Here is an 11,886-nt window from a genome sequence, read left to right on the forward strand (position 1 = left end):
TTTGCATGAGCTAAGAACGGCGTCGGAACCACGACAGTTCCATATTCGTCAGGCTAAAACACTACGTAACAGACCATGCAGTCACTGCCCTCGGTTTGTACCGGTATAGAATGACTACGCGAAGCACGATGCTTGAGGTGAACGCATTACGCATTCAGACGGCGGGTCGTGACGCGGATACGCGGCCTAACGACCGTGGAGACGGCTTGACAGGGCGGCATCAACTACGTTGGCGGAGCGCATCGGCGATGGCCAGGATCACGGGCGCACGCTGTCGGCGGCATCCCGACGCCGCGTAGGCACTCCATTCGCCGGCACGGCCACCAGCGCCGTCATGGGAATGGTGACGCCGGTCGGCCTTGCGTCCCCCCGCTACCTTGGATGGCGCGGTGCCATACTGGGGTCAGGCCGGGCTCGCGAAGAAGAAGGCCAGGCCGAACAGGACGTAGACCCCAAGCAGCAGGAGACCTTCGAACCATGTCGTCTCACCGTCGCGGGCGATGGCGTTGACGATGAAGGCGGTGCTCGCGATGCCGAACAGGTGCAGCGGGTTCGAGAACACCAGCGACATCGGGTGGCCCAGCGCCCAAGAGATGATGACCAGGAGCGGTGCCAGCACCAGCGCCACCTGGATGGCCGAACCGATGCAGATGTTCAGCACGAGGCCCATGCGATCCTCATGGGCGAACCACGCCGCCGCGAACAGGTCGCCGGCCGTGCCGACCAGGGCCAGCACGATCACGCCGAGAAACATAGGCGAGAGGTGCAGGCTCCCGGCGGCCTCAGTGATCGTCCCCGAGAGCATCTCGGACTCGAAGGCGATGGCGACCGTCGCGGCGATCAGGACCCCGATGGCGAACGACAGGCTCCAGTCCGCCTCGCCGCTACCCTTGTCGTTCGAGAACACGTCGCGGTGGGTCACGAGGGTGAAGGCGAGGTTGGCAAGGTAGAGCAATAGCAGAACGACGGAGACGCCGAGGCTGACCTCCTCGTCGGTGATGCCGAGCGACGCTCCCTGCCCGGACATTCGCCCGCTCAGGTCGAACACCGCCGGCAGCAGCAGGGCGATGACCACGAGGATCAACAGGGTCGACAGCAATCCGGCCCGCTCGGCGCTGAACTTCTGCCGCTCCCGTGTCACTCCGCCGACGATGATGGCAAGCCCGAGCCCGAACAGGCTGGTCCCCATGATCGAGCCGGCGATCTGGGCCTGCACCACGGCGGCCTCGCCGCGCAGGAGCACGAACAGCGCCAGGACGAGCTCGGCGATGCTGCCGAAGCTCACCGTGAGCAGGCCACCGATGGCGGGGCCGACGCGGTCCGCCAGCTGGTCTGTGGCGCGCCGGACCCACTCCGCCAGCACGGCGATGGCGAGCGCGCTGGAGGCGAACACCAGGAGCGGCGAGGCGCCGACGAGGTACTTCAGCGCCGCCGAGATCGGGATGAGGACGAGGAGGACGGTGAAGACCATGACGGGGATACGGGGTCCTATGGAGGGCGTCGTAGAGTGGGAGCGCCCGGTCTTGGCCCGAACGAGCGCTCAACTTTGCCGGGCGATATCAGACGTCGCGCAGCGTGCGTCGCGCCACAAGTCCGAGGGTCGAGCCCTGGACGATGATGGTGAAGAGGACCACCGCGTAGGTCGCCGCTAGGATCGCGGGCTTGGCATCGCTCTCTGGGATCGAGAGGCCCAGCGCCACCGAGATCCCGCCGCGTACTCCCGCCCAGGTCAGGAACGGCACGTTGGCGAGACAGAGGTTGCCGCCCCAACGGAACAGCAGGACCGGCGCCGACACCGCGATGAGGCGGGCGACCAGCACGATGGGTACGGCGCAGGCGGCGAGCGTCAGACCCGACACTTCGAACCGGAGAACGAGCACCTCCAGGCCGATCAGCAGGAACAGGACCGAGTTCAGGACCTCGTCGATCAGCGTCCAGAGGGCCGAGACATACTTCTGGGTGTTGTCGCTCATCGCGTAGCGCGGCGCGCGCTCGCCGACGAGCAGGCCGGCCGCAACCACGGCCAGCGGTCCGCTCGCCCCGAGCTTCTGGGCGAGCGCGTAGGTCCCGGCGACGAGCGCCAGGGTGATCAGCACCTCGACCGGGAAGTCGTCGATGGCCCGCATCGCGCGGTAGGCGACGTACCCGGTGACGACGCCAAGTACCAGGCCGCCGCCGGCCTCGTGGAGCAGAAGCGTCGCGATCCCGCCGACGCTCATCGCCTCGCCGCCCGATCCCGCCGCGAAGGCGACGAGGACGGTGAACAGCACGATGCCGATGCCGTCGTTGAACAGCGCCTCGCCCTGCATCTCGATCTCCAGGGCTTCGGGCACGTTCACGTTCTTCAGGGTGGCGAGGACCGCGACCGGGTCCGTCGGGCTGATGAGCGCCCCGAACACCAGTGCCCAGGCGAACGGCACCGGGGTGCCGAGGGCCTGCGCTGCGGCCCAGAAGGCCCCGCCGACAAGCGCGGTCGAGATCAGGGTTCCGAGCAGTGCCAGGGTCGCTACGGACAAGGCTCGGTCGCGCAGCAGGCGCAAGTCGAGGCTCATGGCGCCGGCAAACAGCAGGAAGGCCAGCATGCCGTTCATCACCACGGCGGTGAAATCGACCTGATCGAGCACCCGGGTGAGGTCCTCGTAGAGGTGCTGCCTCGGGAAGGCGAGGTCGACGAGGACGAGGGCGAGGGACGCCAGCAGGCCCATCACCAGCAGGCCGATGGTATGCGGCATCCGCAGGAATCTGCGGTTGAGAAAACCGAACAGGGCGGACAGCGTCAGAAGCATGGCGGCAAGGTCGAAGATCGATATCACAACGGTCTCCCGCCCACGACGCGGCGGGCTGCGAGGGTTATTCGGGACGTACGCTCAACGTGGCTGTAGCCGTTCACTCGCCCCGGCGGCCGAAAGCACCGCGTTGGCCGCGCCGACGTTCTCGGCCTCCCGCTGCCGGGGAAATGGCGTCGAACGTTCCTCGGCCTGGCGGCACAGGCGGACAAGGTAGGGAAAGTGGTCGGAACCGAAGGCGTCGAGGCGCTCGACAGACATCGTGGCGAACCCGCCCTCGTGGAAGACGTGGTCGAGGGGCCAGCGCAGCCAGGACGAATGGGCGTTCCAGGTGGCGACATAGCCGTAGCCGCGTCGCGGATCGATCAACCCCGATAGTCTGGCCATCCGCTCGACCGCGATCTCCCAGGGCGTGGCGTTGAGGTCTCCGGCGAGGACGCCCGGCTCGACCCGTTCGCGCAGCACGGCGGCAGCCGCGTAGAGTTGGGCGTCCCGACCGAGGGCGGATTGCCAGAGCTGCGGCGGTTTCGGGTGCATGCCGACGAAGTCGACCACCTCACCCGTGCGGAGGGCGACGCCGGTCACGATGGCCGGGGTGTCCTGACCGGCGAGGTGGCGGATCTCGCCGTTCACCAGGGGCAACCGCGAGAACAGATGGATGCCGTAGTAAGACCCCGTGATCCGTTGCAGGACATGGGGCATCGTTTCCAGCACGGGCTTCAGGGCCCGATCCCACCAAGCGTCGGTCTCCATCGCGAGGAAAAGGTCGGGCTCCTCTCTGCTGACGGCCTCCACCAAGGGCTGAGCGTTGCGGTTTCCGAGTTGGACGTTGGCGATCATCACCGAGAGCCGGCGCTCGACGGGACAGGTGTCGACCCGCAGGCCCCCTGTCGGCAGGTACGGCCGGAGGATCCATCCGTCGACCGCAAGGGCGACCACGACGAGGACCAGCGTCGACGCGGTCGATTTCGGTGACGTCCGGAGGAAGAAGAGCAGGCCAAGGCCGACCGCGAGCAAGCCGGCGGCGAAGGGCAGGCGCGGGAAGTCGAGCAGTCGGACCCACCACCACTCGGTCTCGATCAACGGGATCAAGCTGGCGGCCGAAAGGGCCAAGGCCAGGATGACCAGCGCGTACCAGATCACAGACCTCACGGGCTGGCCGGCATCGGTCGGCCATCCTCAGGCGACGGGACCCCGGTCAAACCATCGTCGCGCTCTGATAGCTTCTTCAGCACGCTGATCGAGCCGTCGGTCTCAAGCACGATGGCGGCGGCCTGCGAGAGGTCGTCGAGCCCCTCCGAGCGCAGGGCCGAGAGCACGTCGTCCCGCGTCAGGCGCTGGCGTCGCATCGCGCCCTCGACCAGGTGTCCCTTGTGGGCGATCAACGTCGGTTCGGCCTTGACGAGGGACCTGATCCGCGACGAGCGAAGGCTCGACCACGTGATCAGGTACTGCAGCCCGATGAGGGTCGCGAGGGCTAGAACGCCTTCCAGCAGCGCCACTGACTTCGTCAGGATGATCGAGGACAGCGTCGAGCCGAGCGCCACGGTGACGACGAGGTCGAAGGCGTTCAGCTTGGTCAGGGTCCGCTTGCCCGAGATTCTCAAGAACAGGATCAGGGCGACGTAGGCTAGAGGCCCGACGACGACGACCCTGAGCAGGCCGGACCAGGTGTCGAAAAACATCGTAGGCAACTCCGGCAGTGGTCCCCGGAGGGATAGGCATCGGCAATGGCCACTTCCCCCTCGGGAAACGCGTCCAGAGGCTCTCGACCGACGATCAGCGCATATCCCTGGGCAGGTGTTTGATCGGATCGGTCCTGCCACCCTGGCTCTTACTCTGCACCGAGCCCTCGGACTGCATGACGTCGGTCGAGGACTGGATCGCGCTCGGCGGTGCAACTTGACCGGTGCCCTCGTGGCGCGCGTCCCCTGCGCCCTTCACCGTCGACGTTCCGGACGGCAGTGTCCCGGGCGTCGGCTGGTCGATGGAGCTGGCGGCGGACTGCGCTCCTGCGGGACCAGCGAACGACAGGGCAGCGACGAGGCAAAGGGAGCCTGCGAGACGCGAGACGCAGCGACGAGATTGTCTTGCGGATGGGTGGATCGAAATCATTGGAGGGGTCCTATTGGCAGCCAGGGCGTCGAAGTTGCCGATCTGAAGCTCCAACCGGACCTGATTGTTCCTGTCTGGGGGCGTATGGGCGCCCGAACCGACATGGGCGGCGGCATACCGATCCCGGGCGGCTGATCCATCCAATGGCGTCAGCCATTGCCAGGACCGACGAGGCCCCGGAAATAAAAACGGTATGTCGGGCTGGCCCGCCCAGGCATGGGGCGGGCCAGCCGAGTTACCGGTTCACTTCGGCATCAGGACGCTGTCGATGACGTGCACGACGCCGTTCGACTGGAACACGTCGGCCTGCTCGACGAAGGCGCCGCCGCCCTTCTGGTCGATCAGCGCGAGCCGGTCGCCGTCCATCTTCACGGTGAGCACCTGGCCCTCCACGGTCTTCAGGTTGGCGTCGGCGCCGCCCATCTTCGCCTTGGCCATCAGCTCCTTGGCGTCGAGCTTGCCCGGGACAACATGGTAGGTGAGCACGCCCGTCAGCGTCTTCTTCATGTCGGGCTTCAGCAGCGTGTCGACGGTGCCGGCGGGGAGTTTCGCGAAGGCCGCGTTGGTCGGGGCGAACACCGTGAACGGGCCCTTGCCGCTCAGGGTGTCGGCGAGGCCGGCGGCCTTCACCGCGGCGACCAGGGTCGTCAGGTTGCTGGCCTTGGAGGCGTTCTCGACGATGGTCTTGTCGGCCATCATCGGCGCGCCGCCGACCATCGGGGAGGTCTCGGCGAAGGCCGGGGCGGCGACGGCGATGCCGGCGACGAGGAAGGCGGCGGTCAGGGTGGTACGCATCATCGACGGTCCTGTTGGCGTCATCAAGGCTCGATCATCGAGGCTCGTGATGGCGTTACGACCCGTCACCGTTCATGGTTTCAGCGTAACGATCACAAGAAATTCATCCATCCGCTTAATACGGTCCGGGATTAATTTTCGTTCATGCCACGTAGCGCGTCCATGTACTGCAGACCGGAGGGGATGATCGATCGCCCGAGGTTGGTTTGTCGCTCCGTTTCCTCTCGACGACTTACCAAACGTTCATGTCGTAACCGACGATTTTTCTGAACGTTTCCTGAATGAGCACGTTGTGGCCCCGAACCGTGCAGCCTGGAAGGGCACCTGCCTGGCCCCGTGGTCGGGCATCCCGACCTGCACCTTCGAAGCCCCCACCCGGAGATTGTCTTGTCCTATCGCACCATCACCGCCGCCATCGCGCTCGCTTGCCTCTCAGTCCCGGCGCTCGCACAGACGGCGCCCGCAACCCCGACCACGGGCATGAGCTCGTCCTCCGACATGGGGATGAAGATGGCCGACACCGCGACGGTGAAGCTCAAGTACGTGACCGTGAAGCCGGCCGACGTGATGTCGTCCAAGCTCGTCGGCACGACCGTCTACAACAACAAGAAGGAGACGGTGGGCGAGGTCGAGGATCTCGTGATCGAGAACGGCAAGACCCTGACCGGCGTCGTGGTCAGCGTCGGTGGCTTCCTCGGCATGGGCGAGAGCTACGTCGTGCTCGACCCGTCGACCCTCGCCATCCACGACATGAACGGCAAGTGGGCGGTCTACGCCGACACCGACAAGGACACCCTGAAGAACGCCCCGAAGTTCACCTACTCGAAGATGAAGAAGTGATCCTGGACAAGGAAGGAGACACGATCATGAAGCATACTATTCTCGCCACCGCGCTCCTGGCCGGCCTCGGCCTCGGTGCATCGACCCTGCCGTCCGCAGCCTTGCCGATGAACGCAGCCGGCCTTAGCACCACGACCAGCTCCGACCTCGTCCAGGTTCGCATGTCCCGCCGGCAGATGCGTCGGCACCGCCGGAGCGGCGGCAACGCCAACATGCCTTCGCGCCGTCCGGGTGCGAAGCAGTACGGCCAGACCACGGGCGGCCCGCGTCGCTGAGACGGTCCGACATCGCCCGCGAGGATCAAGTGTCCTCGCGGGCAAACAATGAAGCGCCGTCGGCTGGCACATTCGCCACCGGCGGCTTTCGCATGAATCGGGACACCGCATGATCTTCTCGGAAGCGCTGGGACGTCTCGAAGGGCTTGGTCGCTCGGCCGCCGCCCTCGTGCCGGGGCTCGTCATCGCGCTCGTCCTGTTCGGCGTCGGATTGCTGGTCGCACGCGGCGTCCGGGCCGCCGTTCGCAGGGCGGCGGAACTACGGGAGGCCTCCCCCGGCTCGGCCGCCGTCCTCGGGCGCATCGCCGGCGGCATGACGATCCTGGTGTCGTTCCTGGTCGCGGCGTCGGTGGCTTTCCCCTCCGTCTCGGCCGCCGACCTGTTCAACCTCCTCGGCATCGGCGGCGTCGCCATCGGCTTCGCTTTCCGGGACGTGCTGCAGAACCTGCTGGCCGGCATCCTCATCCTGCTGACCCGCCCCTTCGTCATCGGCGACCAGATCCGCGCCGGTTCGCACGAGGGCACGGTCGAGGACGTCTGGGTCAGGGCGACGGTGCTGCGCACCTACGACAACCAGCGCATCCTGATCCCGAATGCAACGCTGTTCGTCGACAAGATCACGATCATGACCGCGCACGACAAGCGCCGGCTCGCCTTCCCGCTCACCATCGGCAACGGCGACGACATGAGGGAGGCCCGCCGCGTCATCGTCGAAGCCCTGCGCGGGACCGAAGGCGTGCTCGCCGACCCGCCCCCGGAGGCGCTCGTGACCGGCCTCGGGGCGGCCGGCGTCGACATGTCGGCGCGGTTCTGGATCGACCCGCCACGGCGTCGCGACGCGGTGGACGCGCTCGATCACGCCATCTCGAACGTGAAGGACGCGCTCACCGCCGCCAGCATCGACCTTCCGTATCCCACGAGCCAGGTGCTGCTGCACGACCAGACCGAAGCGTCGGATGGCGACCGCACCCGCCAGCGCGAAGGCTGGCCCGCCGGCAAGAGCCCACCCCGCGCCCGCTGGGAAGTGCTCCGTGAGGCTCGTGCCGACCTCGAACGCGGAAAGCGCGAGGGCAGGGACTCCGAAAGGAAGGGAGACCCGGCATGAAGGCGCGCCTCCAGGCCTGGATCGAGTGGCTAGGGGACCTGTTCTGGCTCCGGCCGGCCCTGATCGTTCTCGGCTGCATCGCGCTGGCGCAACTCGGGATCTGGCTGGAGACGGCCCACGTCGCCGGCTACGACGCCTCCTCGCCGAACCAGAACTGGGGCTATTCCGGTGGGGCCGAGGGGGCGCGGGCTCTGCTCAGCGCGGTGGCCTCTTCAACCATCGGGGTCGCCGGAACGACCTTCTCCATCACCATCGCGGCCCTGACGCTGGCCTCCGGCCAGATGGGTCCGAGGCTCCTGCGCAACTTCACCCGCGACGCCCGCAACCAGATCGTCCTGGGCATCTTCCTCGGCACCTTCGCCTACGCGCTGATGGTCCTGCGAACCGTGCGTACCGTGCAGGAGAGCCCGTTCGTCCCACACCTCGCGATCACCGGAGCGATGGTGCTGGCGCTGCTCTCGCTCGCCACCCTGGTCTGGTTCGTCCACCACATCGCCGCCAGCATCAACGTCGAGACGGTGGTCGACGCGGTCCATCGCGACCTCCTCTCCGCCGTCGAGGCGCGCACCCGCGACGGCGCAGGCATGACGCTCCCGGCCCGGCTACCGACCGGTGGTGGGGTCCTCACCAATGGCAGCGGTTACCTTCAAGCCGTGGACGAGGACGGGTTGGCCGACTGGGCTCACGAGCACCGCGTCACCGCCGCCCTGCGCGTGCGACCGGGCGATTACGTGCCGAGCGGGTTCCCGGTCGCGTTCCTCTCCGCCGGGGTCGAGGGCGCGGAGCCGGCCATTCGCCGGGCACTGACGTTCGGCCGACGCCCGGCCGCCATGCAGGACTTGGAATACTCGATCCGGCAGCTCGTCGAGATCGCGGTACGGGCGCTCTCGCCGGGCATCAACGACCCGTTCACGGCCGGCAGCGTCGTCGACCACCTCGGGGACGCCCTATGCCGTGTAGCGTCGCGGCACCTGCCGACCGGGGCGGTCGCGCGCGACGGCAAGGTCGTGGTCGTCGTCCCGGTGACCGACTACGACGGTCTTTGCGATTCCATGTTCCACATGATCCGCCAGAACGCCGCCGGCTCGGTGCACGTGCTCGCCCGGATGCTCGACGTGCTCACCCGTGTCGCCGAGGTCGAGCGGCTGACGAACCGCACCTACGAGCTTAGTCGCCATGCGGATCTCGTCATCGCCGCGGCCAGGCGTGACGTCGCCGATCCGCATGACCTTGCCGACCTGGAGGCACGGCATGTCCGCTTCGTGAAGGTGTGCGACGGCGACCTGCCCGCGTGAGGTCGCACGACATTCCCTGGTGCCACATCCTGGTTTCCGATCCATCGAAGGACGACCGAATGACTCGTTTCACGCTCACGCTCCTCGTCGCGGTATTTCCCTCGCTGGCGATTGCCGCACCCGTCGCCGAGCCACCCAAGGATGACGGCGTCCGGACCGGCGGGATGGGCGTCGGGACCCGCCCCACCGGTGAAGTCACGCGACCGGGCACGGATATGACGACCGCAGGTTCGGGCGCCGGGGAAGGGAAGCCGGGCGCGAAGGCCGGCGCGGTCGGATCGACCGGCGGAGGAGCCGCCAAGCCACGCTGATCGTTCGCGGCGGCAAAGCCGCGTGCGGTCGCATCGTCGCCGGCCACGGACATCCGTCGTCTTCCATCCCTCAATGTCGGCGTGCGAGGAACCATGAGCGGAACCGCGGTCCGGATCGCCCGGCATGCCGCACGCGAGGCGTCGGCGGACCAGGTCAGTTTCGTAGCCTCGGGCGTCGCCTTCCGGGTCGCGCTGGCGGTGTTCCCGGCGATTGCGCTGGTGGTCTGGCTCGGAAGCCGGCTGCTCGGCGCGGACGAGGTCCGCAACTTCCTTCAGGGCGCGATGCAGGCCGTGCCGGACAGCACCCGCGAGATCGTGCAGCAAGCCGTGGGCGCCTCGATGACGAAGAATCCGGCGGATCGCGGAAGCGACCTCCTCGGTCCGGCCGCGCCGCTCATCGGCCTCGCCTTCACGCTATGGAGCGCCAACAGCGGCATGCGCGCGCTGTTCAAGGCCCTCAACCTGATCTTCGATGTCGAGGAAGGCCGCGGCTGGCTGCGCTTCACCGTCGTCACCCTGCTCTGCACGTTGGGGACCTTGGTCGTACTGGTCTGCGCGATGACGCTGGCGGACCTCGTGCCGCACGTGTTGCCGCAGGAAGGCCTCTACGCCGCGTTCTCTCCCCTGCGTTGGCCGGTCCTGTTCGCAGTGCTCGCGCTGGCGCTGGCGACGCTCTACCGGCTCGCCCCCTCGAACGGCCGGGAGGGCTGGCCGTTCGTCACCGTCGGGGGCGCCGTCGCCGCGCTCCTGCTGCTCCTGACCTGCGGCCTGTTCTCGTGGTTCACGGGCCGCTTCGCCAGCTTCGCCGTGACCTACGGCTCGCTCAGCACGGTCGTGGCCTTCCTGCTCTGGCTGTGGCTGTCCTTCGTCATCGTGCTGTGCGGGGCGGAACTCGACGCGGCCATCGGCAGTGAGACCGGCTTGTACGGGGACAGGGCCACCGAAGACCGGTCCAAAGAGGATTCGGTTCGACGGGATTGATCGACTAGCCTGCTTAGGGCCGGACGTTCGACTCGATCATACCGAAGGCGCCCTGAGCCCTGCCTGACCGCGGATGTGATGCCTTACGTGGAAAAGGCGTGACCCGAGCCACTTCCCGTCCATGCGGATGGCGGACGCACGTTGCACCATCGCGGACCTAATGCCGGTAGATCAGGTCATGTGCGCAGCAATGGTCGAGGTAGGCAGCCTCGTGGCGTCCCGACAGCGCCACGACGGACTTCCAGAGCCAATCCGGTGCGTCGATTTCCGCGGTGCCGCGTTGGCGCACCGCGCGGCGCCAATCCCTGCGCGCCTCCGCGTCCATCAGCCGGCCGTGGCTGTCGCCGACCACGTAGGCGAGATAGCCCGCCACGCCGAGCGCGGACTTCGAAGCGAACTGATCGACCTCGATCTTAAGGTCCTGGGGCAGCAACTCGCGGACGAACATGGGCCGATCCATGACCCGGCCGGTACCCATGCGGTCGCCGAGGATCGGCGAGAGGGCCCGCGCACCCGCGACTACGCGCTCGGCCGGGTCGTTGGGCATCGCCTCGGGCCGGGCTGCCGGTGCAATGGGAGCCTCGGCCTCCTTGATGTCGAACAGCGCGTAGCTCGGGGCTTTGCCGCCGTCCCGGATCTCGATGATGGCGGCATAGCGCAGCAGTTCGAGCGAGCTGCAGCCCTTCACCCAGTAGGCTGCGTCGACAACCTCGATCCGCGCCTTGGCTTCGCGACGGTGGAGCTTGAGCACCAGGTCGCGGATCGCCGGCTGGGCGAACAGCGCGACGACCGCCGTGCGCTCCTCCGCCGCCATCGGCCAGAACTTCTTGCCGGGCTCGATGGAAGGCGTCTTGTGCTTCAAGCGGTCCTTGGCGAGGTGCTTCCAGCTTCGGTCGAACGCGCAGCGCTGCGTCGCTTCGACGAGTTCCGGCGCCTTCGGGACCTCATCGCGGCGTCCCCGAGCGAGCGCCAGGGCATAGTTCCGAACGACCTCCTCGACCATGCGCGCGGTCACGGTTCCGGACAGGTCCGACGAGCGCGCGGCCGACGCAAGGGATAGGCACAGCCGGATCAGGTCGTGTCCCGGATGGCCGATCACGGATTGGTCAAAATCCCGGATCTGGACCGCGATGCTCCCATCCGATCCGGCGAGCGCGCCGAGGTTCTCGATGTGGCAGTCACCGCAGATCCAGATCGGGGGCGTCTCAGGCAGGGCGAGGTCGGACATCTGTCCGAGCCACTCGTAGAAATGCCGCGTGTTGCCACGAACGTAGCCGTGGGCGGTGCGCGCCATCTTGCGCAGTCGCCGGCGCTCCAAAGCCGCCTGGCGTTCACCGGGTTCGTAGATCCGATACTTGGACATGAATCAGCTCCAGCGGCCGG

Annotated in this window: 12 protein-coding genes; 6 read left to right on the top strand and 6 right to left on the bottom strand. The window is 67.4% G+C overall.

The window, feature by feature from the left end; all coding sequences use genetic code 11:
- Positions 1-403: 403 nt before the first annotated feature.
- The 5 genes from cax to FV229_RS01840 form a co-directional block, all read right to left on the bottom strand.
- Entirely contained in the window at positions 404-1,471 is a 1,068-nt protein-coding gene (gene cax / locus FV229_RS01815) for a calcium/proton exchanger (RefSeq protein ID WP_147750292.1), read from the bottom strand.
- Between the two features lie 88 nt (positions 1,472-1,559).
- On the bottom strand, positions 1,560-2,813 hold the full coding sequence (locus tag FV229_RS01820) for a sodium:proton antiporter (RefSeq protein ID WP_147750293.1): 1,254 nt from the start codon (positions 2,811-2,813) through the stop codon (positions 1,560-1,562).
- A gap of 54 nt (positions 2,814-2,867) precedes the next feature.
- Positions 2,868-3,938, bottom strand: a complete 1,071-nt coding sequence (locus FV229_RS01825) for an endonuclease/exonuclease/phosphatase family protein (protein WP_147750294.1) — start codon at positions 3,936-3,938, stop codon at positions 2,868-2,870.
- On the bottom strand, positions 3,935-4,471 hold the full coding sequence (locus FV229_RS01830; RefSeq protein ID WP_147750295.1) for a YetF domain-containing protein: 537 nt from the start codon (positions 4,469-4,471) through the stop codon (positions 3,935-3,937). The genes FV229_RS01825 and FV229_RS01830 overlap by 4 nt, the downstream gene beginning before the upstream one ends.
- 673 nt (positions 4,472-5,144) lie before the next feature.
- A complete protein-coding gene (locus tag FV229_RS01840) occupies positions 5,145-5,699 on the bottom strand; it encodes a fasciclin domain-containing protein (protein WP_210246575.1) in 555 nt (184 codons plus the stop codon).
- Between the two features lie 384 nt (positions 5,700-6,083).
- Between FV229_RS01840 and FV229_RS01845 the strand changes: the two genes are divergently transcribed.
- From FV229_RS01845 to FV229_RS01870, 6 genes are all read left to right on the top strand, one after another.
- Positions 6,084-6,536 carry a PRC-barrel domain-containing protein gene (locus FV229_RS01845; protein WP_246688013.1) on the top strand — a complete coding sequence of 151 codons (453 nt, stop codon included), beginning with the start codon at positions 6,084-6,086 and terminating at the stop codon, positions 6,534-6,536.
- A gap of 26 nt (positions 6,537-6,562) precedes the next feature.
- Positions 6,563-6,811, top strand: a complete 249-nt coding sequence (locus FV229_RS01850; RefSeq protein ID WP_147750296.1) for a hypothetical protein — start codon at positions 6,563-6,565, stop codon at positions 6,809-6,811.
- 109 nt (positions 6,812-6,920) lie between these two features.
- Positions 6,921-7,916 (top strand): mechanosensitive ion channel family protein, encoded by a 996-nt coding sequence (locus FV229_RS01855; protein ID WP_147750297.1) that lies wholly within the window; start codon positions 6,921-6,923, stop codon positions 7,914-7,916.
- Entirely contained in the window at positions 7,913-9,211 is a 1,299-nt protein-coding gene (locus FV229_RS01860) for a DUF2254 domain-containing protein (protein ID WP_147750298.1), read from the top strand. Before FV229_RS01855 ends, FV229_RS01860 begins: the two co-directional genes overlap by 4 nt.
- 59 nt (positions 9,212-9,270) lie before the next feature.
- Complete coding sequence (locus tag FV229_RS01865) at positions 9,271-9,522, top strand: hypothetical protein (protein WP_147750299.1); 252 nt, start codon at positions 9,271-9,273, stop codon at positions 9,520-9,522.
- 93 nt (positions 9,523-9,615) lie between these two features.
- Positions 9,616-10,503 carry a YihY/virulence factor BrkB family protein gene (locus tag FV229_RS01870; protein ID WP_147750300.1) on the top strand — a complete coding sequence of 296 codons (888 nt, stop codon included), beginning with the start codon at positions 9,616-9,618 and terminating at the stop codon, positions 10,501-10,503.
- A gap of 157 nt (positions 10,504-10,660) precedes the next feature.
- On the opposite strand, the gene FV229_RS01875 is transcribed toward FV229_RS01870, so the two are convergent.
- A complete protein-coding gene (locus FV229_RS01875; protein WP_147750301.1) occupies positions 10,661-11,866 on the bottom strand; it encodes a DUF2252 family protein in 1,206 nt (401 codons plus the stop codon).
- Positions 11,867-11,886: the final 20 nt, after the last annotated feature.

Origin of the sequence: Methylobacterium sp. WL120, assembly GCF_008039465.1 — a bacterium.
GTDB classification, from domain to species: domain Bacteria; phylum Pseudomonadota; class Alphaproteobacteria; order Rhizobiales; family Beijerinckiaceae; genus Methylobacterium; species Methylobacterium cerastii.

Coding starts and splice junctions, on each gene's coding strand:
- cax (WP_147750292.1), bottom strand. CDS start 1,471: ATGGTCTTCACCGTCCTCCTCGTCCTCATCCCGATCTCGGCGGCGCTG.
- FV229_RS01830 (WP_147750295.1), bottom strand. CDS start 4,471: ATGTTTTTCGACACCTGGTCCGGCCTGCTCAGGGTCGTCGTCGTCGGG.
- FV229_RS01840 (WP_210246575.1), bottom strand. CDS start 5,699: ATGATGCGTACCACCCTGACCGCCGCCTTCCTCGTCGCCGGCATCGCC.
- FV229_RS01850 (WP_147750296.1), top strand. CDS start 6,563: ATGAAGCATACTATTCTCGCCACCGCGCTCCTGGCCGGCCTCGGCCTC.
- FV229_RS01855 (WP_147750297.1), top strand. CDS start 6,921: ATGATCTTCTCGGAAGCGCTGGGACGTCTCGAAGGGCTTGGTCGCTCG.
- FV229_RS01860 (WP_147750298.1), top strand. CDS start 7,913: ATGAAGGCGCGCCTCCAGGCCTGGATCGAGTGGCTAGGGGACCTGTTC.
- FV229_RS01865 (WP_147750299.1), top strand. CDS start 9,271: ATGACTCGTTTCACGCTCACGCTCCTCGTCGCGGTATTTCCCTCGCTG.
- FV229_RS01870 (WP_147750300.1), top strand. CDS start 9,616: ATGAGCGGAACCGCGGTCCGGATCGCCCGGCATGCCGCACGCGAGGCG.
- FV229_RS01875 (WP_147750301.1), bottom strand. CDS start 11,866: ATGTCCAAGTATCGGATCTACGAACCCGGTGAACGCCAGGCGGCTTTG.